Origin of the sequence: Ramlibacter sp. (assembly GCF_036383835.1) — a bacterium.
In the GTDB taxonomy this organism is placed as follows: Bacteria; Pseudomonadota; Gammaproteobacteria; order Burkholderiales; family Burkholderiaceae_C; genus Ramlibacter.
Window position 1 is genome coordinate 16,640 of sequence record NZ_DASVNN010000020.1, and the last position, 20,616, is coordinate 37,255.

General features: G+C 68.9%; 19 protein-coding genes. 4 read left to right on the top strand and 15 right to left on the bottom strand.

Going from position 1 to position 20,616, the window contains the following annotated elements; genetic code table 11:
* Window positions 1-83 precede the first annotated feature (83 nt).
* The gene (gene tkt / locus VF522_RS03660; RefSeq protein WP_330906865.1) at window positions 84-2,099 is read left to right on the top strand and encodes a transketolase; all 2,016 of its coding nucleotides are present in this window, start codon (window positions 84-86) and stop codon (window positions 2,097-2,099) included.
* A 120-nt stretch (window positions 2,100-2,219) separates the two neighbouring features.
* Window positions 2,220-3,218, top strand: coding sequence for a type I glyceraldehyde-3-phosphate dehydrogenase (gene gap, locus VF522_RS03665; protein ID WP_330906866.1), 999 nt, complete (start codon window positions 2,220-2,222; stop codon window positions 3,216-3,218).
* A gap of 130 nt (window positions 3,219-3,348) precedes the next feature.
* Here gap and VF522_RS03670 read toward each other — a convergent pair whose 3' ends face one another.
* From VF522_RS03670 to hydA, 15 genes are all read right to left on the bottom strand, one after another.
* Window positions 3,349-3,762, bottom strand: a complete 414-nt coding sequence (locus tag VF522_RS03670; RefSeq protein ID WP_330906867.1) for a hypothetical protein — start codon at window positions 3,760-3,762, stop codon at window positions 3,349-3,351.
* Window positions 3,763-3,851: 89 nt separating this feature from the next.
* Entirely contained in the window at window positions 3,852-4,865 is a 1,014-nt protein-coding gene (locus tag VF522_RS03675) for a tripartite tricarboxylate transporter substrate binding protein (protein WP_330906868.1), read from the bottom strand.
* Window positions 4,866-4,957: 92 nt separating this feature from the next.
* Entirely contained in the window at window positions 4,958-5,980 is a 1,023-nt protein-coding gene (locus tag VF522_RS03680; RefSeq protein ID WP_330906869.1) for a pirin family protein, read from the bottom strand.
* A 72-nt stretch (window positions 5,981-6,052) separates the two neighbouring features.
* Window positions 6,053-6,529, bottom strand: coding sequence for a peptidylprolyl isomerase (locus tag VF522_RS03685; RefSeq protein ID WP_330906870.1), 477 nt, complete (start codon window positions 6,527-6,529; stop codon window positions 6,053-6,055).
* Entirely contained in the window at window positions 6,526-7,773 is a 1,248-nt protein-coding gene (locus VF522_RS03690; RefSeq protein WP_330906871.1) for an MFS transporter, read from the bottom strand. Before VF522_RS03690 ends, VF522_RS03685 begins: the two co-directional genes overlap by 4 nt.
* A 143-nt stretch (window positions 7,774-7,916) precedes the next feature.
* Window positions 7,917-8,675, bottom strand: coding sequence for a fumarylacetoacetate hydrolase family protein (locus VF522_RS03695; protein WP_330906872.1), 759 nt, complete (start codon window positions 8,673-8,675; stop codon window positions 7,917-7,919).
* A 30-nt stretch (window positions 8,676-8,705) separates the two neighbouring features.
* On the bottom strand, window positions 8,706-9,773 hold the full coding sequence (locus VF522_RS03700) for a hypothetical protein (protein ID WP_330906873.1): 1,068 nt from the start codon (window positions 9,771-9,773) through the stop codon (window positions 8,706-8,708).
* Window positions 9,774-9,913: 140 nt separating this feature from the next.
* Entirely contained in the window at window positions 9,914-10,888 is a 975-nt protein-coding gene (locus VF522_RS03705) for a tripartite tricarboxylate transporter substrate binding protein (RefSeq protein ID WP_330906874.1), read from the bottom strand.
* A gap of 25 nt (window positions 10,889-10,913) precedes the next feature.
* Window positions 10,914-12,308, bottom strand: coding sequence for an amidase (locus VF522_RS03710; protein WP_330906875.1), 1,395 nt, complete (start codon window positions 12,306-12,308; stop codon window positions 10,914-10,916).
* A 6-nt stretch (window positions 12,309-12,314) separates the two neighbouring features.
* Window positions 12,315-13,352: a TRAP transporter substrate-binding protein gene (locus VF522_RS03715; protein ID WP_330906876.1), complete on the bottom strand. Its 1,038-nt coding sequence runs from the start codon at window positions 13,350-13,352 to the stop codon at window positions 12,315-12,317.
* A 32-nt stretch (window positions 13,353-13,384) separates the two neighbouring features.
* Window positions 13,385-14,416, bottom strand: a complete 1,032-nt coding sequence (locus VF522_RS03720) for a TRAP transporter substrate-binding protein (protein WP_330906877.1) — start codon at window positions 14,414-14,416, stop codon at window positions 13,385-13,387.
* 5 nt (window positions 14,417-14,421) lie between these two features.
* Window positions 14,422-15,729: a TRAP transporter large permease gene (locus tag VF522_RS03725; RefSeq protein WP_330906878.1), complete on the bottom strand. Its 1,308-nt coding sequence runs from the start codon at window positions 15,727-15,729 to the stop codon at window positions 14,422-14,424.
* Window positions 15,726-16,394: a TRAP transporter small permease gene (locus VF522_RS03730; protein ID WP_330906879.1), complete on the bottom strand. Its 669-nt coding sequence runs from the start codon at window positions 16,392-16,394 to the stop codon at window positions 15,726-15,728. Before VF522_RS03730 ends, VF522_RS03725 begins: the two co-directional genes overlap by 4 nt.
* Before the next feature lie 73 nt (window positions 16,395-16,467).
* The gene (locus VF522_RS03735) at window positions 16,468-17,217 is read right to left on the bottom strand and encodes an aspartate/glutamate racemase family protein (RefSeq protein ID WP_330906880.1); all 750 of its coding nucleotides are present in this window, start codon (window positions 17,215-17,217) and stop codon (window positions 16,468-16,470) included.
* Window positions 17,218-17,227: 10 nt separating this feature from the next.
* On the bottom strand, window positions 17,228-18,649 hold the full coding sequence (hydA, locus tag VF522_RS03740) for a dihydropyrimidinase (protein ID WP_330906881.1): 1,422 nt from the start codon (window positions 18,647-18,649) through the stop codon (window positions 17,228-17,230).
* Between the two features lie 322 nt (window positions 18,650-18,971).
* Between hydA and VF522_RS03745 the strand changes: the two genes are divergently transcribed.
* Window positions 18,972-19,697: a maleate cis-trans isomerase family protein gene (locus tag VF522_RS03745; protein ID WP_330906882.1), complete on the top strand. Its 726-nt coding sequence runs from the start codon at window positions 18,972-18,974 to the stop codon at window positions 19,695-19,697.
* 74 nt (window positions 19,698-19,771) lie between these two features.
* Window positions 19,772-20,482 (top strand): GntR family transcriptional regulator, encoded by a 711-nt coding sequence (locus VF522_RS03750; protein WP_330906883.1) that lies wholly within the window; start codon window positions 19,772-19,774, stop codon window positions 20,480-20,482.
* Window positions 20,483-20,616: the final 134 nt, after the last annotated feature.

Consider the following 20,616-nt stretch of genomic DNA (forward strand, 5'->3'; position numbering starts at 1 on the left):
GCACAGGCAGCCAACAAAGTCGCGCCGGGCCCACAAGATAAAATGCCGGGTTTCCCCTGACCTTCCCCCCGGAGCTGCTCCCGATGGCCAACGATTCCCTGATGGCGAACGCGATCCGCGCGATCGCCATGGACGCCGTGCAACAAGCGAACTCGGGACACCCGGGCGCCCCCATGGGCATGGCGGACATCGCCGTGGCCCTGTGGCATCGCCACCTGCGGCACAACCCGAAGAATCCGCACTGGTTCGACCGCGACCGCTTCGTGCTGTCCAACGGCCACGCCTCGATGCTCCTGTACGCGCTGCTGCACCTCACCGGCTACGACCTGCCGGTCGGCGAGCTCAAGGGCTTCCGCCAGTTGCACAGCAAGACCCCCGGCCACCCCGAAGTGGACGTGACGCCCGGCATCGAGACCACCACCGGCCCGCTGGGCCAGGGCATCACCAACGCGGTGGGCATGGCGCTCGCCGAGAAACTGCTGGCCGCGGAATTCAACCGCGACGGCCACGACGTCGTCGACCACCACACCTACGCGTTCCTGGGCGACGGTTGCCTGATGGAAGGCATCAGCCACGAGGCCTGCGCGATCGCCGGCGCCTGGAAGCTGAACAAGCTGGTGGCCCTGTACGACGACAACGGCATCTCCATCGACGGCCAGGTCACGCCCTGGTTCATCGACGACACGCCGGCCCGCTTCAAGGCCTACGGCTGGAACGTGATCGGCCCGATCGACGGCCACGACATCGAAGCGGTCGACCGCGCCATCGCCGATGCGCGCCGCAGCGCCGAGAAGCCGACGCTGGTCGTCTGCAAGACGCACATCGGCAAGGGCTCGCCCAACCGCGCCAACACCGCCAAGGCGCACGGCGAGCCGCTGGGCGCCGAGGAAATCGCCCTCACCCGCAGCGCGCTGGCCTGGGAGCACGAGCCCTTCCAGCTGCCGCAGGGCGTGTACGAGGAATGGGATGCGCGCGCCAAGGGCGACGAACTCGAGTCCGAGTGGCAGCAGCGCTTCGACGCGTACCGCGCCGCGCACCCGGAACTGGCCGCCGAACTGGCGCGCCGCATGAAGGGCGAGCTGCCGGCGAACTTCGCGCAGCTGGCCGCCGATGCGATCGCCGCCATCCATGCCAAGGGCGAGACCGTCGCCTCGCGCAAGGCCTCGCAGATGGCGCTGGAAGCGTTCACCGCGGCGCTGCCCGAGATGCTGGGCGGCTCGGCCGACCTGACCGGCTCCAACCTCACCAACACCAGGAGCACGCCGCCGCTGCGCTTCGACCCGTCCGGCGACGTCGTGCGCACGGAAGGCAGGATCGGCCGCCACATCAACTACGGCGTGCGCGAGTTCGGCATGGCCGCCATCATGAACGGCGTGGCGCTGCACGGGGGCTACATCCCCTACGGCGGCACCTTCCTGACCTTCAGCGACTACAGCCGCAACGCGATCCGCATGGCCGCGCTGATGAAGCGCCGCGTGATCCACGTCTTCACGCACGACTCCATCGGCCTGGGCGAAGACGGCCCGACGCACCAGTCGATCGAGCATGCCGCCAGCCTGCGCCTGATCCCGCTGCTGGACGTCTGGCGCCCCGCCGACACCGCCGAGACCGCGGTGGCCTGGAGCGTCGCGCTGCAGAACAAGAACCGGCCGACGGCCCTGCTGCTGTCGCGGCAGAACCTGCCTTACGCGCCCAAGCAGCAGCTGGCGGACATCGAGCGCGGCGCCTACGTGCTGGCCGACGAGGAAGAGGCCGCCGCGGTGATCATCGCCACCGGCTCCGAAGTGCAGCTGGCGCTGAAGGCGCGCGAGCTACTGGCCGCCGAAGGCGTCGCCGTGCGCGTGGTCTCCATGCCCAGCACGACCACCTTCGACCGCCAGGACCGCGGCTACAAGGAGAGCGTGCTGCCGGACGGCGTGCCGCGCATCGCCGTGGAAGCCGGCGTGACCGATTTCTGGTGGAAATACGGTTGCGCTGCCGTGGTGGGCATCGACACTTTCGGCGAGTCGGCACCTGCTAATGTGCTGTTCAAGCACTTCGGCTTCACGGCGGAGAACGTGGCCGACACGGTCCGCGCGGTGCTCGAGCGCGCCGAGTAATGTGCCTTGTCATTGCGGGCTTGAACCGCAATCCAGACGGCGCTTGAACCAGCGCAGCCTGGATCCCGGCTCAAGGCCGGGATGACAAGGGTTCGAGGTTTCATCTCAGGAGTCCATGCAATGGCAATCAAGGTAGGCATCAATGGCTTCGGCCGCATCGGCCGCAACGTGCTGCGCTCGGCGGTGCAGAACTTTTCCGACATCGAGATCGTCGGCATCAACGACCTGCTGGAGCCGGACTACCTGGCCTACATGCTGCAGTACGACTCCGTGCACGGCCGCTTCAAGGGCACGGTCGCCGTCGACGGCAACACGCTGATCGTCAACGGCAAGAAGATCCGCCTGACCGCCGAGAAGGATCCGGCCGCGCTGAAGTGGAACGAAGTCGGCGCCGACGTCGTGATCGAGTCCACCGGCATCTTCCTGACCAAGGAAGGCGGCGAGAAGCACCTGCAGGCCGGCGCGAAGAAGGTGATCCTGTCGGCCCCGTCCAAGGACGACACGCCGATGTTCGTGTTCGGCGTGAACCACCAGAAGTACGCCGGCGAGAAGATCATCTCCAACGCGTCCTGCACGACGAACTGCCTGGCGCCGATCGCCAAGGTGATGAACGACAAGTGGGGCATCAAGCGCGGCCTGATGACCACCGTGCACGCCGCCACCGCGACGCAGAAGACCGTGGACGGCCCGTCCAACAAGGACTGGCGCGGCGGCCGCGGCATCCTGGAGAACATCATCCCCTCCTCCACCGGCGCGGCCAAGGCGGTGGGCGTGGTGATCCCCGAGCTGAACAAGAAGCTGACCGGCATGTCCTTCCGCGTGCCGACCTCCGACGTGTCGGTGGTGGACCTGACGGTCGAACTGAACAAGCCGGCGACCTACGCCGAGATCTGCGCCGAGATGAAGGCGCAGAGCGAAGGCGCGCTCAAGGGCGTGCTGGGCTACACGGAAGACAAGGTGGTGGCGACCGATTTCGTCGGCGATGCCCGCACCTCGATCTTCGACGCCGACGCCGGCATCGCGCTGGACTCCACCTTCGTCAAGCTGGTGGCCTGGTACGACAACGAGTGGGGCTACTCGAACAAGTGCCTGGAGATGGTGCGCGTGGTGGCGAAGTAAGGCCAAGCGTCATTCCCGCGGAGGCGGGAACCCAGAGCATTGGAGAAAGCGGCCCGCAGGCCGCTTTTTCTTTGGATGCCCTGGATCCCCGCCTCCGCGGGGATGACGGGTTCGCGGGGATGACGGCGTGCTACTTCTTCGCCAGCAGCTTCGCGTGCCCCGCGCTGTACTCCCCACGCGTGAGCTTGCCGTCCTTGTTCCGGTCCATCATCGCGAACATCGCTTCGGAGCCGGCGGCATGTTCCTCCGCCGACAGCACCCCGTCCTTGTTGCTGTCGATCGCCCGGATCTTTTCTTCCGAGCGCATGGGCGAGCGCTTGCTGCCGGTGATCTTGCCCTGCGCCGCCGTCATCTCGTCGGCGGTCACCTTGCCGTCCTTGTTGGCGTCCATGGCCTGGAACATGGCGCGGGAGGCGGCCGCGTGTTCGGCGGCGCTGATGCGCTTGTCGTGGTTGGCGTCCGTTTTCGCGAACAGGTCGGTGGCGGCGAAGGCCGGCAGGACGCAGGCACAGCCCAGCAGCACGAGGAGGGTTTTCTTCATCATGGGCGGGAGCTTGTCCAGCCACCCGCCCCGGCCGTGTAGGCCGGCTTCGAGGAAAACGGCCCCGTCGATTCCGACAGGGCGCCTGAAGCTCAGCTCTCGGAGCGGATGTTGCGCATCAGGATGATGCCTCCGAAGGTCTTGGTGTCGCTGCGCATGCGGATGCGCAGGCCCTCGGCGGTGGACGGCGTGGGCTGCCAGCCGACGCCGACGAGGCGCTGGCGCGTCTCCTCGCCCTTCACCACCTCGATGATGGCGGCGCCGAGCTTCTCGCGCACGTGCGGCGGCAGCGAGGCCGGGCCGGCCAGTGCGGTCCACAGCTCCACGTCGGCGCCGAGCACGCCCACTTCGCGCAGCGTCGGCAGGTCGTTGGCCAGGATGCTGCGGCGCTCCGAAGTCACGCCGATCGCCTTCAGCTTGCCGGCCTTGACCTGCTGCATCGCCAGGCCCGGCGGCAGCAGCGCGGCGTGCAGCTGGCCGCCCAGCATCGCCGTGATGATCTGCGGGTTGCCCTGGTAGGGCACGTGCATCGCGTCGAAGCTGCCGCGGCTCTTGATCAGCTCCATGCCGAGGTGGCCCGGCGTGCCGTTGCCGGGCGAGCCGTAGCTCGCCTTGGCGCCCTGCGCGCGCAGCCAGGTGAGCCACTCGGCGGGCGTGTTGCCCTGGGCGCCGGCGCTCACCACCAGCACCATGGGCGTGGTGCCGATCAGGGCGACCGGCGCGAGGTCGCGTTCGGGGTCGTAGGCGATGGCCGGGTTCAGCATCTTGGCGATGGTGAGCTGGCTGTTGTTCATCACGCCGAAGGTGTGCTGGTCGGTGGACTTGGCCACCTGGTCGGCCGCGATGGTGCCCGAGGCGCCGCTCTTGTTCTCCACCAGCACCGGCTGGCCGAGCACCTTGGCGAGCGGTTCGGCGATGGCCCGTGCCGAGGCGTCCTGCACGGAGCCGGGCGGGAATCCGATCAGCAGCCTGACCGGCTTGGTCGGCCATGCCGGCGCCTTGGCGGCCTGCGGCGCCGGTTTGGCGGCGGGCACCGCGATGCCCTGCGCGATCACGAAAGTGGGTACGGCCCCCAGCAGCAGCGCCGCTACGAAAGTTCGCCTCATCTCTCCATCCCTGTTGGTTGTTATGGGAGCGAACTTTCTACCGCCGGGCTGGCGGCGGGCCAATCAGCGAAATGCCTAGCGTGGCGGCGCCGTCACGCCGCCGGCGTTTCCTCGCGGCCATCCGGATACTTCGCGAAGCGCTTCGGCTCTCCGCCGTGCACCGGCGCCGCATCCGCGAACGACCAGCCGCCGAACTGCGTGCGGCGGTAGTCCTGCATCGCCTGCGCGATTTCCTGCTGCGTGTTCATCACGAAGGGGCCGTACTGCGCGACCGGCTCGCCGATCGGGCGTCCCTGCAGCAGCAGGAATTCGCAGACGGTGTCGCCCGCCGCGATCGCGACTTCCACGCCGGCATCGAGCGTGATCGCCGCCGGCCCCTGCACCGGCTGGCCGGAGATCGCCGCGGCATCGCCCTTGAACAGGTACAGCGTGCGTTGCGTGCCCGCGAGCTTCGCCGGCGGCAGCTGGAAGCCCGCGCCCGGTTCCATGCGCAGCGTCCAGATCGCGACATCGGCGTCCTCTTGCGCGGCCCAGGAGTCCGGCGGCGCCGCGAGCGATGCGGTGTCGCCGAAGGTGCCGGCGATCACCGCCACTTCGGTCTTGCGGCCTTCGGCGTCCTCGAGCACGCGGCGCGGCACCTGCTCGTTCCAGAACATCGTGAAGTGCGGATCGGCCATCTTGCTGCGCTTCGGCAGGTTCAGCCAGACCTGGAACAGCTCCAGCGGGTTGTCCTCGCCGGTCTTGAGCAGCGGGAACATCTCCGAGTGCACGATGCCGCGGCCGGCGGTCACCCACTGCACGTCGCCCTCGCCGAAGCGCGCGACGGCGCCCAGCGAGTCGGCGTGGTCGATGAGGCCCTGGCGCACGATGGTCACCGTCTCGAAGCCGCGGTGCGGGTGGGCGGGAAAGCCCGGCACGCTGTCGCCGTGGTACATGCTCCAGCCGTCCTTGCGGCTGAAGTCCTGACCGATGTCGCGGCCCGCCAGCGACACGGCCGGACCCATCGCGCCGTTGCCTTTCGGATAGGCATCGTCGTGATAGGCGCAGAACAGGAAGGGATCGGCCGTTTCCCACGGAAAGCCGAGGGGACGCACGGCGAGGACGGGGGAGTTCATCGCTTCATTGTCATCCCGGGCTTGACCCGGGATCCATGGATTGCGGGTCAAGCCCGCAATGACAAGGGGTACTCAGTGGTGGACGCCGCCGTCGCCGTGGACGTGCCGGTGCTGGATCTCCTCGCCCGTCGCCGTGCGCACGTTGGCCACCTTCAGCACGAAGCGCAGCGCCCGGCCGGCCAGCGGATGGTTGCCGTCGAGGTGGACTTCGGGGCCCTTGATCTTCATGACGTGGAAGACGTGCGGGGTGCCGTCGTCGGTGCGGCCCTCGAGCTGGCCGCCCACCTTCACGCCGGGCGGGAATTCGCTCTTGGGGATCACGCGCACCAGCGCTTCGTCGCGCACGCCGAAGGCCTCTTCCGGCTGCAGGTTCAGCGTGATCTCGGCGCCGGGCTCCTGGCCGTCCAGCGCTTGCTCGATCGCGGGCAGGGTGTTGTCGTAGCCGCCGTGCAGATAGACCATGGGGTCCTTGCTCTGCTCGATCAGCTTGCCGGTGGGCTCGGAGACCTTGAAGTGCAGCGTGACGACGGTGTCTTTGGCGATTTTCATGGAGCCGATTGTGACGGCTCGGCCGCAGCCCCGCTGGCCGCACGGGGACCGGGCAGGAAGCGGTAGCAGGCGGTGCCCAGCACGAGCAGGCCAGCGATCGCGCCGAACACGGCCGTGTAGGTTTCGATGCGCAGCGCGGACGCCGCGCTGGCGGCCAGTCCGGTAAGCCACTGCATCAGCGCGACGCCCAGGAACATGGCCATGGTGAACACGGCCATGGCACGGCCGGTCAGGTGCGCGGGGTAGCTGGCGCGCACGTCGGCGTACTGCATCACCATGTAGCCCGAGACGATGCCGATCGCGAGCGCCAGCACCACTTCGACCGTCGCGCCGATCGGAAGGGCCATCGCGGCGAAGATCACTGCGCACGCCAGCGTGAAGCCCGTGATCCACAGGCGCCGCGTGCGGTCGCCCGGATCGAGGCGGCCGAACAGCGGCGGCCCCAGCATGCCCAGCACCGACACCGCCAGCGCCACGTTGCCGGTCTGCACCAGGCTGAAGCCGTAGCGGTCGATCAGCAGCGGACCGAGCCACAGGCCGCGCAGCGAGAGGAAGGACGCATAGGTGAAGAGCGACAGGCCGATGATGCCCAGCGTGTGCGGCAGCCGGAACAGCTCGCCGTAGCCGCGCAGCGCGCCCCACACGTCGAGCTTGTGCGCGCGGGCCGGCGCCTCCTCGCGCACCAGCAGCAGGATCGCCAGCCAGGCCAGCGCCGCGCACACCGCGAGCGCGACGTAGCCCGCGCGCCAGCTCCAGGCCTCGATCACGAAGGCGAGCGGCGTGCCGGTGAGCAGCAGGCCCACCGAGCCGATGCCCAGCGCCGCGCCGTTGACCGCCGAATACTTCTCGATGGGAAAGCGCCGCGCGATGAACACCGTGCAGGCCAGGAAGGCCGGCGCGCAGCCGATGCCGGTGAGCACCTGGCCGGCGATCAGGCCGGCGTAACTGTCCGAACTGGCCGTGACCAATGCGCCGGCGATGGTGAGCGGGAACACCGCCAGCACCGTGCGCCGCGGCCCGTAGAGGTCGATGCCCATGCCCATGAACAGCTGCAACCCGCCGAAGGCGAAGTGGAAAGCGCCGGCGAACAGGCCCAGCTGCTGCGGCGTGAGCGCGAAGGCCTGCGCGAGCGGCGGCGCCATGATGCCGGCGGCGGTGCGGAAGGCCTGGCTGAGGGCGAAGCCGGAGATCAGCACCAGGAGCATCGTCCAGGCGGAGCGGAGGGACGGGGAGGGCGATGTCACGCCCGCATTCTCCTTCGTCGTCATTCCCGCGAAGGCGGGAATCCAGAGCGTTCAAAGAAAAAGCGGCGCAGTGCGCCGCTTCTTCAATGCCCTGGGTCCCCGCCTTCGCGGGGATGACGGAGAGAGAGCCAAGGATGACGGGATCAGAGCTGGACTTCCGCTTCCCCGATGCCCTCGAACACCGCCTTCACCTTGTCGCCCTGCTTCGCTTCCAGCATCCCGCACCACGTGCCCGTGGTGACCACGGTGCCGCGCGGCACGGTGGCGCCGTGGCGCGTGACGTGGCGCAGCCAGGTCGGCAGCAGCCAGGCGGGATCGCCCAGCGAATGCGTGCCCTGGAAGGGTTGCGGCGCGGCGTTGCCGATCTGCACGACGCACGTCTGCTTCGCCCAGTCGCGCGGCGCGAACGGCTTCCACGCACCCAGCACCAGCGCGCCATGCGACTGCAGGTCGGCCAGCTTCAGCAGTGCGCTCGCGGCGCGGTTTTCCCAGCGCGAGTCGACGATCTCGATTGACACCGCCATGCCGTCCAGCCACTGGTGCGCGGCCGCCGGATTGAAGGCCTGCGCATCCGCCGGCGTGACGTCGCGGCCGAGGCGCAGCGCGACCTCGGCTTCGATCAGGCGCCAGTTGAAATGCGTGCCGCCCGCATCCGCGGGGCTCGCCCACACGTGCCGCGGCGGCAGGCCGGCGTGGGTGAGCGTGGCGGCCTGCGAGGGTCCACCCGACTTCCAGTGCTGCGGCACCGGGCGGTCGAACCAGCCCATCGCGCGCGCCACTTCTTCCTGCACCGCGTAGGCCTGTTCGGCCTCCTTCAGCAGCGACTCGAAAGGCGCGGCGGCGATCGTGCGGCGCTGGCGGTGCGCGCCCGCGAGCGCTGCCGCCAGTTCTTGGCTGGACATGGGGACTCCTCGTGACGAAAGAACGCGATCCTACTTGGCCGCGGCCTTCTGCCGGTTGGCGTGCAGGCGCGTGTCCACCAGGTCCACGATGCGGTCGATCACGGGATGGCGCAGGCCCAGCTGCCGCGCGATCAGCTGCACCAGCTTGTCGGCGCGCTCGATGTTGGGCACGCCGTTCTGCAGCGCGCGGGCGGCGGACGCCGGACGCGTGAGGCTCTGCGCCGCGGCGGCGTACTTCTCGAAGGGCACCAGGTCCTCGTCGCGCGCGCCCAGGCGCAGGCAGACGTCGTAGACGAAGTTGTAGACCGACTTGGATTCGGCGATGTCGGTGTGCACGGCTTCCTGCGCGGTGCGCGTGCCGTCGGGCGTGATGCAGCGGTAGTTGCCCGCCAGCAGCATGGACCACTTGGCCAGCGGCACGAAGATCGATTCCGAGTAGCGCAGCTTCACCGGGAGTTCGATCGGGCCTTCCGGCGCCGGGAAGCGCACGTTGTCCACGTCGCGCTCCAGCTGGCGCAGCAGGTCGTTGTGCTTGGCGTTGTCGAAGCTCGCCACCTTGAAGTTGGTGGGCAGCGTGACCTGCAACACGTTGACATTCTCGTCGGGCGGACGCACCGCCTGCGGATCGGGGCTGCACAGCGTCACCAGGCGGTGGTCGAAGGCGTCCCACACGCTGGCGTCGGTGAAGGCGGGCTTGAGCGCATCGGTGTCGAGGCCGGGGATGCGCTTGAGGTAGGGCAGGGGCGGCATGTTCATGATCGACATGCACGGCACCCTGGATTTCGCGACGGCGGAGAGCAGTTCGCGCACGCCCGGCGAGCGGTACTGCGGCTCCTGCATCGCGAGGCCGACCAGGTCGTAGTCGGCGGGGTTCACGTCGTTCGTGCCGGCGGCGGACACCTTGCCGCGCAGCTGGCGCGAATCGATCACGACCTGCTCGGCGCGGCCGCGCACGGGCATGCGCACGCGGAAGCCCTCGCTGTTGATCAGGTCGGCTTCGGCCGGCAGGCACACGAGCTTCACCTCGTGGCCCGCGAACAGCAGCTTGGAAGCCAGGAGGGAGCCATAGGAGGCCCCCAGGATCAGGATCTTGCTCACGTTCGTCTCCTTGTTCGTGTTCGGTACAACCGTGGGCCAGCAGCGTACGCTGCTATCGTTAGCATGCCAAGTCGAAACCGTTTTGCCTGAAAGGGATGGATTCGCTGCGGCGCAGCAAGCGCCGCAGCGTCAGGGTCGCGTCAGCCGTCGACGCGGACGTTGGCTTCCTTGGCCACCTTGGCCCACTTCACGATCTCGGTGCGCACCAGTTCGGCGAAGCGCTCGGGCGAGCCGCCGCCGTCCTCCACGCCGAAGGTATCGAACTTTTCACGGACTTCGGGCAGCGCCAGCACCGCCTGGATGTCCGCATTCATCTTCCTGGCGATCGTCGCGGGCAGCTTGCCGGGACCGGAGAGGCCGTACCAGTTGAAGGTCTCGAAGCCGGCGAAGCCCTGTTCCTGCATGGTGGGCACGTCGGGGTAGGCCTTCACGCGCTTGCCGCGGGTCTGCGCGATCGCGATCGCGCGGCCGGACTTCACGTGGGGCGTGGCCGCCGCCATGGTCTCGAAGCTGTACTGGATCTGGCCGCCGATCAGGTCGGTGAGCAGCGGGCCGCTGCCCTTGTACGGCACGTGCAGCGCGTCGACCTTGGCGCGCAGCTTGAACAGTTCCAGCGCGAAGTGCTGCGCGGTGCCGGGGCCGGCGGAGCCGAAGGTGACCTTGCCGGGTTGCGCCTTGCACAGCGCCACGACGTCCTTCACCGTCTTGGCCGGCTGCTGCGCACCCGCGATCAGCAGGTTGGGCGTGAGGCCCAGCAGCGCCACCGGCACGAAGTCGCGCTCGGGGTGGTAGCGCAGCTTGGGCAGCACCGCCGGCGCCAGCGCATGGCTGTTGATGGTGGTGAGAAGCAGCGTCGTGCCGTCGCTCGCCTGCTGCGCCACGTATTCCGCCGCCAGCGTGCCGGACGCGCCGGGCTTGTTGTCGATCACGACCGGCTGCTTCCACACGGTCTGCAGCTTCTCGCCGACGACGCGGGCGAGCGCGTCGGCGCCGCCGCCGGGCGGGAAGCCGACGACGATGCGGATCGGGCCGCTGGGCCAGGCCTGGGCACGTGCGAGGGGGGTGGCAGCGCAGGCGGCGGCCGCCCCCGCCTGCAGCAGAAGGCGTCTTTGCATGGGATGTCTCCTAGGATGGATGGTGTCAGAGGGTGGGCCAGCGCTGGGCCCAGGGATGCGCCGCCTCGTAGGCGGCGCCGAGATCCAGCAGCGTGTCGTCGCTGCCGTAGCGTCCCACCAGCTGCATGCCGATGGGCAATCCTTCACGAGAGGGTTCGCAGGGAACGGCCAGACCGGGCAGGCCCGCGGCGTTCACCCAGCCGGTGTACACGGCGTGGCCGCGCGGGCCGACTTCCTGGCCGTCGATGCGCGCCGGATAGGCGTCCTCGGCCTTCCACGGCAGCGCCGCGGCCGAAGGCAGCACGATCACGTCGATGTCATGGAACAGGTTCACGCTGTCGCGCCGCAGCTTCTTCACCTGTTCGAGGACCTGCCACAGGCGCGCGGCGGGGAGCTGCTTGCCCTTGTCCGCCATGTCGAGATATTTGGGCGAGGCCTGGGCGGCCCAGTCCGGTTGGCGGTCGAACAGCTGCGCGAGTCCGGCCTGGCCGATCTGCGGCCAGGCTTCGGCGTAGAAGTCCAGGTCCAGCGGCAGCGGGCCTTGCTGCACCCGGTGGCCGAGCGCTTCCAGTCTCTGCACCGCCTGCTGCACGCTGGCCGCGATCTGCGGATCGAGCGGCGCGGCGCCGAACCGTTCGACGTAGAGGATGCGCAGCGACGTGGCGGGACGCACCTGCGTGCGCGCCTGTTCCGCCGCCAGCGAGGAGCGATCCACGTTCGCCGGCCCGCGCATCACGTTGAACAGCAGGCGCGCGTCGGCCACGGTGCGGGCCAGCGGCCCGATCACCTCGAAATCCAGCAGCAGGCTGGGCAGCACGTGCTCGCGCGGCACCGTCGACAGCGAGGGCTTCAGGCCCACCAGCCCGGTGTGAGAGGCCGGCCGGCGGATCGAGCCGCCGCCGTCCTGCCCGATCGCGAGCGGCGTGATGCCGGCCGCCACCGAAGCGACCGCGCCGCCGCTGGAGCCGCCGGGCGTGAGCGCGAGGTTCCACGGATTGCGCGTGACGCCGAAGACCGGGTTGCCGGTGTAGCCCTCCAGCGCGAACTCCGGCACGTTGGTCTTGCCGATGATCAATGCACCGGCGGTCCGCGCCCGCGCCACCGACAGTTCGTCCTGTCCGGTGGCGTGCGCGCGCAGCGCGGGGCAGCCCCAGGTGGTCGGCAGGTCCGCGGTGTAGAGGCTGTCCTTCACCGACAGCGGAATGCCGTCCAGCGGCGACAGCGGCCGGCCCTGCATGTGGCGGTCGGTGGAAGCCGCCGCCTCGTGCAGGAAGTCCGGGTCGCGCCGCGCCACGAACGCATTGATGCGCGGGTTCACCGCTTCCAGCCGCGCGAGGCAGGCCCGCGCCACCGCGAGCGGCGTCAGGCTGCCGTCGCGGTAGCGGCGCTGCAGTTCGGTGGCGGAGAGCTGCCAGTCCATCGCTTCTTACTTGATGCCGACGACCGGGCCCACCACCTGCTTCCAGGTCGCGGAGCACTTGTCGTAGGACTTGTCGCAGACTTCCGTCCAGGTCGGCAGCGACACGGTGTTCAGGGCGTCGTGGATCAGCTTCAGGTCGGCCGGCTTCACCGCCACCTCGGTCATCTTGTACTTCTTGACCGTCTTGCAGGGGTCCTTGCCCACGTTGCAGCGCACGGCGTCGTCGAAGATGTCCTTGGAGTAGTCCCACACCTCGCCCTCGAACTTCTGGAAGGCGGCGGTCAGCTTGGCCTTCTGGTCGGCCGGCAGCGCCTTCCACTTGTCCAGGTTCATCGCATAGGCGTTCAGCGCGATCTGGAAGCCGATCGGCATGAAGTGCGTGGTGACCTCGGGCCAGCCGGCGCTGTTGGCGGAGCTCGGGCCGGTGATCGCGCAGTCCGTCACGCCGCGCTCCAGCGCCTGCTGCGTTTCGCCGAAGGAGATCGTCACCGGGATGCCGCCGATCTTCTCGATGAACTTGGCCAGCGAGGCGTCGTACACGCGGACCTTCTTGCCCTTGAGGTCGGCCAGGCCGGTGATCGCCGTCTTGCAGAACAGCACCTGCGGACCGAAGGCGTAGATGCCCAGCAGCTTGCCGTTGTAGCGTTCCTGCAGGCGCTTGTCGAAGGCTTCGCGGTAGGCGTCCACCACCTTGCGGGCCGTCGCGTAGTCGGTCGACAGGCCGACGATGTCGGGGCCGAGGAAGAAGGGCTCGTCGCGCGACACCTGCGCCAGGCGCAGCGTGACGATGTCGAAGAGACCCGACTTCAGCACGCGCAGGCCGTCGGCGTCCTTCACGCCCAGCACGTCCATCGGCTTGTAGTCGACGTCGATGGGCACGCCGGTGTTCTTCGCGAAGTTCTCGAAGAAAGGCTGCTCCTTGGTCTGCTGGATCAGGCCGGTGGCCACCAGGTTGCCGGCGGCGCGCAGCTTGACGTTCTGCGCCTGCGCGGCGGCGACACCCAGCGCCAGCGCGGCGGCCAGGGCCAGTTTCACGATCTTCATGGCGGGATTTCCTTTCGGTTGGAGAAACGAGATCACTTCAGGCCGACCATCGGGCCGATGGCCTGCTTCCAGGCGGCGGAGCACTTGTCGTAGACCTTGTCGCAGGACTCGGCCCACAGGGGATAGGACACGGTGCGCACGGCGTCGGCGACCAGCTGGCGGTCGGCAGCCGTGGGCGACACTTCCTTCATCTTGAATTTCTTGCCGATGCGGCAGTCCTTGCCGACGTTGCAGCGGGAGGCGTCCTCCCACAGCTCGCGCGAATAGGCCCAGGCATCCGCCTCGAACTTCTGGAAGGCGGCCGCGAGCTTCGTCTGCTGGTCGGCCGGCAGCGATTTCCACTTGGCCAGGTTGATCGCGAAGGCCACCTGGTGCACCTGGAAGCCCAGGGGCATCACGTGCGTGGTGACTTCCGGCCAGCCCGCGCTGTTGGCGGAACTGGGGCCCGTGATGGCGCAGTCGGTCACCCCGCGCTCCAGCGCCTGCTGCGTCTCGCCGAAGGTGATCGTCACCGGGATGGCGCCGATCTTCTCCATGAACTTGGCGAGCACCTGGTCGCTCACGCGCACTTTCCGGCCCTTCATGTCGGCCAGGCTGGTGAAGGCGTTCTTGCAGAACAGGATCTGCGGCCCGAAGGGATAGGTGGCCAGCAGCTTGGCGCCATGGCGTTCCTGCAGGCGCGCATCCAGCGGGCCCTTCCAGGCGTCCCACACCTTGCGGGCGGTGTCGTAGTCGGTGGAGAGGCCCACGATGTCCGGGCCCAGCAGCGTGGGATCGTCGCGCGAGGCCTGCGCGAGGCGCAGTGCCACCACGTCGAACAGGCCCGACTTGATCACGCGCAGCGCGTCGACGTCCTTCACGCCGACCACGTCCATCGGCTTGTAGTCGATCTCGAGGGGCAGGCCGCTGGTCTTGGCGAGGTTGTCGAAGAAGGGCTGCTCCTTCTGCTGCTGCAGCAGGCCCGCGGCGACGAAGTTGCCGGCGACGCGCAGCTTGGTCTGGGCGTGGGCCGTGGTCAGGCCGAACGCAAGCGCGGCGGCAGCGAGGAGGTGGAGAGGCTTCATGGTCTTCATCGTCCGAACATCAGGTTGGGAAGGTAGGTGGCGATCGCGGGGAAGTGGATCAGGATCGCGGTCATGGCGATCATCGCGACGAGGAAGGGCAGCGTGCCCTGGAACACCTCGTTGATGGTCCCTTCGCCGCGCACGCCCTGGATCACGTAGAGCGTCATGCCGATCGGCGGGCTGAGCAGCGACAGCTCGCACATCAGCACCATGAACACGCCGAAGAACACGGGGTCGATGCCGGCGGCCTGGATGATGGGGAAGACCACCGGCAGCGTGCCGACCATCATCGGCATCGTTTCCAACGCGACGCCCAGCACCACGTACATCACCGCGAGCACCCACAGCAGCATCAGCGGCGAGACGTCCAGCGACTTGATCAGGCTGGCCAGCGACTGCGGCACGCCCAGCATCGACAGCACGAAGTTCAGGTACAGCGCAGCGACCAGGATCAGCGCCGTCATGGCCGTGAGGCGCAGCGTCGAGCGGAAGCACTCGTGCAGCATCTTCACGTTCAGCTTGCCGTAGGCCCAGGCGATCGGCAGGCAGCAGATCACGCCCAGCGCGGCGCTTTCCGTGACGGTCGCCCAGCCGGTGTAGATGCCGCCCATGACGACGCCGAACACCAGCAGCGGGCCCATCAGGTGCACCGAGTGGCGCAGGCGCTGGCCCCAGCTCACCGAGCTCTCGGCCTTGCCGGCCATGCCGGGCCGCCACACGCACACCGCGAGGATGGTGATCAGGAACAGGATCGTCATGATCACGCCCGGCACCACGCCCGCCATGTACAGCCGCGAGGCCGAGGTGTTGGTCATCGAGCCGTAGATGATGAAGGCCACCCCCGGCGGGATCAGGTTGCCGAGGCTGGCGCCGGCGGCGATGGAGCCGAGCACCATGCGCTGGTCGTAGCCGCGGTTCTTGAAGGCCGGCAGGGCGACGGTGGAGATCGTGGCCGCGGTCGCGACCGAGGACCCCGACACCGCGGAGAACAGGGCGGAGGCGCCGATGTTGGTGTGCAGCAGGCCGCCCGGCAGGCGCTTCAACCAGTCGGCGAGCGACTGGTACATCTTGTCGGTGGCGCCGCCGCGCATCAGGATCTCGCCGAGCAGGATGTACAGCGGGATCGACAGCAGCAGGTAGTCCTCGCCGGCGGCCCAGAGCTGTTCGCCCAGGGCGTTGAAGGCGGGCATGCCGAAGTGGATCATGGCGCCCAGCAGGCCCACCACCAGCATGGTGGTGGCCACGTGCAGGCCCAGGAACATCAGGCCGAGCATCAGCGCCAGGCCGATGCCGATTTCGACGGGGCTGATCATGCCTTCGCTCCTTCGGTGTGCAGGTCCATCAAGGGCGCGGCCGCCGCGGATGCCGCGGGGGTGGCGGGAGCGTCCTGGTTCATGTGCAGCTCGGTTTCGGCTTCGATTTCTTCATCCAGCGTCTGCGGGCCGAACTGGTCGTTGAGCGCCTCGATGTCGCCGCGCAGGAAGACGCGCAGCGCATGGATCGCGGCCCAGGTCGCCACCACGGCGAAGAGGACGTAGCCCGCCAGCCAGATGCTTTGCGGCACCCACATCGGGGTGGCCAGCGGCGTGGACGCGGTGGCCTTCAGGTCGATGCTTTCCAGCAGCGTGTGGGCGGCGCGCCAGAGGCACAGCACGGCCAGCGCGGTGAGCGTGACCATCGCCGCCAGGTTCAGGACCGCGCGCACCCTGGGCGAGAAGCGCGAGATCAGAAAGTCGACGCGGGTGTGGCTGCGCGTCACCAGCGTGTGGGCGAAGCCGATGCTGCCGACGATGGCGTAGGTGTAGGAACCGACCTCGTCGACGCCCTGCAGGCTGAAGCCGAAGACCTTGCGGCCCAGCATCTCGATGCAGGTGACGATGCTGAGGGCGATCAGCCACCAGCCGCAGGCGAGGGCGGCGGTGTCGGTGAAGCCGGCGATGGCGCGGCTGGTGCGTCCGGGCGGCAGCAGCGTCTTCATGGCAGCGGGGCCGGCCGGCCGGCGATGGAGGGTTGGATCACGGTGATGCTCCTGTTGTGTGTGTGGTGGAGGGTCAGGCACGGGGAGAATCGAGCAGCCGCGCGATCGCATCGGGCAGCCCCCGGTGCGGCTTGGCGGGCGGCAGGGCGAAGCTGCCGCGCCGCGCGCGGCCGGGCTTCAGCGCGGCGAGGGTCTCGGCGTGGCGCACGGCGCTGGAGACGCCGTCGACCACCGGCACCGGCAGCTGGCCCTGCAGCGAACGGGCGAGGCCCGCGAGCGGCGCGCCGGCGAGGATCAGCACCTCGGCGCCGTCTTCGGCGACGGCGCGCTCGGCCAGGTCCTTCAACGCCTGTGCGTGTTCTTCCTGCACGCCGCCGATGCTGCTGAGCGGGCGATCGAGCGCGCGGATGCTGGCCAGGCGGTCGCCGAAGCCGTAGCTCTCGACGACCTCGCGGTACCAGGCCTGGATGCGCTGCGAGATCGCGATGATGGAGAAGCGGTGCCCGAGCAGGTGGGCGCTGGCGAGCGCCGCCTCGGTCATGCCGGTCACCGGCACGGGCAGCAGCTCGCGCAGGCCGGTGAGGCCCGGATCGCCGAAAGCGGCGACGACGACCGCATCGGCCTGGTGGCAGTGTTCGGCGGCGACCTGCGCGGTGGCGTAGGCCCCGACCAGCGCCTCGAAGCGCGTCTCGATGTAGGCCACGCCGAAGGGCGCCGTGAGCACTTCGATCTCGGTGCCGGGCGAGGCACTGCGCTTCGCCTCGGCGCGGATCAGGTCCGACACGCTGTCGGTGATGTTGGGGTTGATCAGCAGCACGCGCATGGTGGTCTCCTCAGGCGCGCCTGGGCAGCAACGAGGGCGTGCCGCAAGGCAGGAACTTGCCGCGGCCGGCCTGGCCGGTGAAGTCCTTGCCGTCCCACACCACTTCGCCGCGCGAGAGCGTGAGGCCGGGCCAGGCCTTCAGCTGCATGCCCGCGTAGGGCGTGTAGTCGACGGCGTGGTGCAGCTTCGCGTTGTCCACGGTCACGTCCCGCTCGTCCCACAGCACCAGGTCGGCGTCGCTGCCGACGGCGATCGTGCCCTTGCGCGGGTGCAGGCCATAGGCCTTGGCGGGATTGGTGGACGTGAGCTCGACGAACTTCTGCAGCGTGATGCGGCCGCCCAGCACGCCTTCGGAATACAGCAGCGGCAGGCGCGTCTCGAGGCCCGGGATGCCGTTGGGAATGTGGCGGAAGGGCACTTCCTGGCCGCCGATCTTCTTGCCCTGCGGATCGTCGAAGCGGAAGGGCGCGTGATCGGAAGAGAACACGGTGAAGAGGCCATCGCCGAGGCCGTCCCAGATGATTTCCTGGTTGGCCTTGTCGCGCGGCGGCGGGCTGCAGACGCAGCGCGCGCCCTGGTAGCTGTCGTCGATGCCGAGGTCTTCGGCGGTGAGGAACAGGTATTGCGGGCAGGTCTCGGCGAAGATCGACAGGCCGTGGCCGCGCGCCCAGCGGATCTGTTCGATCGCCTCGCGGCCGGACACGTGCACGATCAGGATCGGCACGTCGACCAGTTCCGACAGCGCGATCGCGCGGTGCATGGCCTCGCGCTCCACCAGCATCGGGCGCGCATGCGCGTGCCAGCGCGGCGCGGTGCGGCCGGCGGCCTCCAGCCGCTTGGTGAGCCACTCGATGCAGTCGGCGTTCTCGGCGTGGATCATCGCCAGCGCGCCGTGCTGGCGGGCGATATCGAGCACGTCGAGGATCTGCGCGTCGTCCAGCTTCAGGTCGTCGTAGGTCATGTAGACCTTGAACGAGGTGTAGCCCTGGGCGATCAGCGCGGGCAGTTCCTTCGTCAGCACCTGCGGCGTGGGATCGCTCACGATCAGGTGGAAGGCGTAGTCGATGCAGGCCTTGCCTTCGGCGCGGCCGTGGTAGTCGACCACCGCGGCTTCCAGCGACTGGCCCTTCATCTGCGCCGCGAAGGGAATGATGGTGGTGGTGCCGCCGCAGGCCGCCGAGCGGGTGCCGGTCAGGAAGTCGTCGGCCATCTTCGCCGGGCCTTCCATCGGCTGGTCCAGGTGGCAGTGGGCGTCCACGCCGCCGGGGGTGACGGTGCGGCCGGCGGCGTCGATCTCGCGCTTGCCGGCGGGCAGCGCCTCGCCCAGGAGCGCGATGCGGCCGGCGCGGATGCCGATGTCGGCGGCGAAGGTGTCGCTGGCGGTCGCCACGCGGGCGTTTCGGATCACCAGGTCCAGGGTCGGGTCAGCCATGCGCCGGCCCTTTCCGCACCACATCAGTGCGGCGCGTGCGCCGTTGAAGTGCAGACAACATTGTCGACAATGATTCCAGGCTGCGGCCTGGGGCGAAGTTCAGGTGGGTCATGGTTTCCAGGAGGACGACTGCAACTTCCGGGCCATCCGAAGGCGTACTTTCGGGCGACCTCTCGACCGGCGAACTATGGTTGACGGGACCCGGGCGCGGCTTCGGTGTTTACACCAATGTCGACAATTTCGACCGAAATAGGTGGAATCCGCTGGCGCCCATCGCCCATACTGCAGGGCACCGGACGCCCGGCCCATGGAGAAACTTCCCTTGACCCGACCCTTGCGCCTGGGGGTGCTGACCCCCTCTTCCAACACCGCGCTGGAACCGCTGACCAGCGCCATCGTGGCCGGCCTGCCCGGCGCCAGCGCCCATTTCTCCCGCTTCAAGGTGACCGAGATCGCGCTGGACGCGGCCGCCCTGGGCCAGTTCGACGACAGCAAGATCCTGGCGGCGGCCGAACTGCTGGCCGACGCCAAGGTGGATGCGATCGGCTGGAGCGGCACCTCCTCCGGCTGGCTCGGCTTCGACCGCGACCGGCAGCTGGTGGAGCGCATCCGCGAGCGCACCGGCATCCCGGCCACCACCGCGGTGCTGGCGCTCAACGAGCTGCTCGCCATCAAGCAGGTGAAGAGGCTGGCGCTGGTGTCGCCCTACACCCCCGACGTGCAGGAGCGCATCGTCGCCAACTACCGGGCGATCGGCATCGAGGTGGTGGCCGAGCGCCACCTGGGCATCCGCGTCAACCACGACTTCGCCGGCGTCACGCCGCACACCCTGCGCGAGCTGATGGACGACGTCGCGAAGGCGAAGCCGCAGGCGATCACCACCTTCTGCACCAACCTGAACGCCGCGCAGCTCGCGGGCGACATCCAACGCGCGCACGGCATCCCGCTGCTGGACACCGTGAGCACCACCGTGTGGGGCCTGGCGCGCGCCGCCGGCCGCTCGCCGGCCGCGATTACCGTCTGGGGGGAGTTGTTCCAATGGACCTGAACCTGCGAGGGGCGAGGGCCGCCGATAGAATCGCCGCCGGCCACTCCCACCCCCATTCCGGCAAGACCGCAACCATGCCCGCTGCCAGCGCGCGCAAGACGCCACCCGTCCGCGCCGAGCGCGAGAAGACCGTCGACGAGGTCTACGAGCGCATCTACGTCGCCATCCTCGAGCACCGCCTGCATCCCGGCACCAAGCTGGGCGAGGAGAAGATGGCCGACATCTTCGGCGTGAGCCGCGCACGCATCCGCGAGGTGCTGGCGCGCCTGGCGCACGAGCAGATCGTGGAGCTGTTCCCGCAGCGCGGCGCCTACGTCGCCAAGCCCACCACCGAGCAGGCGCGCGACGTCTTCGAGGCCCGCCGCCTGATCGAGCCGGCGGTGCTGCGCCGCCTCATCGACACCCTGGCGCCGGAGAAGATCGCCCGCCTGCGCTCGCACATCGAGCTGGAAGCCGATGCGCGCCGCCGCGGCGACAAGCGCGCGGTGATCCGCCTCTCCGGCGAATTCCACACGCTGGTGGCGGAAATGGCGGGCAACTCCGCCTACCTGCGCAGCATGCGCGAGCTGTGCATGCTCACCTGCCTGACCATCTTCCTCTACGACGCGCCCACGGCGCAGAGCTGCCGCGACGACGAGCACCAGATGATCATCGACGCCGTGGCCAAGCGGGATCGCGCGCGCGCCGAGAAGCTGATGCTCGACCACCTCGACCATATCGAGGGCAGCCTGCAGCTCGATCAGAGCAACGGCGAGGCCGACCTGGAAGCCATCTTCCGCGCGTAGTCTTTACGGCGCCCGGCCCGGCGCCGCGTGAAGAAATCACGTACGGGGATCCCGCCGCGCGGCGGGTTGCGCAATTTACGCAGGGTTTACGGCAGGGGTTCACGCTCGCGCGTTGAGGGACCATGAAGTCCCGC

What these genes read in the sequence shown, in the direction of transcription:
- tkt (WP_330906865.1), top strand. Translation starts at nt 84, where the DNA reads ATGGCCAACGATTCCCTGATGGCGAACGCGATCCGCGCGATCGCCATG.
- gap (WP_330906866.1), top strand. Translation starts at nt 2,220, where the DNA reads ATGGCAATCAAGGTAGGCATCAATGGCTTCGGCCGCATCGGCCGCAAC.
- VF522_RS03670 (WP_330906867.1), bottom strand. Translation starts at nt 3,762, where the DNA reads ATGATGAAGAAAACCCTCCTCGTGCTGCTGGGCTGTGCCTGCGTCCTG.
- VF522_RS03675 (WP_330906868.1), bottom strand. Translation starts at nt 4,865, where the DNA reads ATGAGGCGAACTTTCGTAGCGGCGCTGCTGCTGGGGGCCGTACCCACT.
- VF522_RS03680 (WP_330906869.1), bottom strand. Translation starts at nt 5,980, where the DNA reads ATGAACTCCCCCGTCCTCGCCGTGCGTCCCCTCGGCTTTCCGTGGGAA.
- VF522_RS03685 (WP_330906870.1), bottom strand. Translation starts at nt 6,529, where the DNA reads ATGAAAATCGCCAAAGACACCGTCGTCACGCTGCACTTCAAGGTCTCC.
- VF522_RS03695 (WP_330906872.1), bottom strand. Translation starts at nt 8,675, where the DNA reads ATGTCCAGCCAAGAACTGGCGGCAGCGCTCGCGGGCGCGCACCGCCAG.
- VF522_RS03705 (WP_330906874.1), bottom strand. Translation starts at nt 10,888, where the DNA reads ATGCAAAGACGCCTTCTGCTGCAGGCGGGGGCGGCCGCCGCCTGCGCT.
- VF522_RS03710 (WP_330906875.1), bottom strand. Translation starts at nt 12,308, where the DNA reads ATGGACTGGCAGCTCTCCGCCACCGAACTGCAGCGCCGCTACCGCGAC.
- VF522_RS03715 (WP_330906876.1), bottom strand. Translation starts at nt 13,352, where the DNA reads ATGAAGATCGTGAAACTGGCCCTGGCCGCCGCGCTGGCGCTGGGTGTC.
- VF522_RS03720 (WP_330906877.1), bottom strand. Translation starts at nt 14,416, where the DNA reads ATGAAGCCTCTCCACCTCCTCGCTGCCGCCGCGCTTGCGTTCGGCCTG.
- VF522_RS03725 (WP_330906878.1), bottom strand. Translation starts at nt 15,729, where the DNA reads ATGATCAGCCCCGTCGAAATCGGCATCGGCCTGGCGCTGATGCTCGGC.
- VF522_RS03730 (WP_330906879.1), bottom strand. Translation starts at nt 16,394, where the DNA reads ATGAAGACGCTGCTGCCGCCCGGACGCACCAGCCGCGCCATCGCCGGC.
- VF522_RS03735 (WP_330906880.1), bottom strand. Translation starts at nt 17,217, where the DNA reads ATGCGCGTGCTGCTGATCAACCCCAACATCACCGACAGCGTGTCGGAC.
- hydA (WP_330906881.1), bottom strand. Translation starts at nt 18,649, where the DNA reads ATGGCTGACCCGACCCTGGACCTGGTGATCCGAAACGCCCGCGTGGCG.
- VF522_RS03750 (WP_330906883.1), top strand. Translation starts at nt 19,772, where the DNA reads ATGCCCGCTGCCAGCGCGCGCAAGACGCCACCCGTCCGCGCCGAGCGC.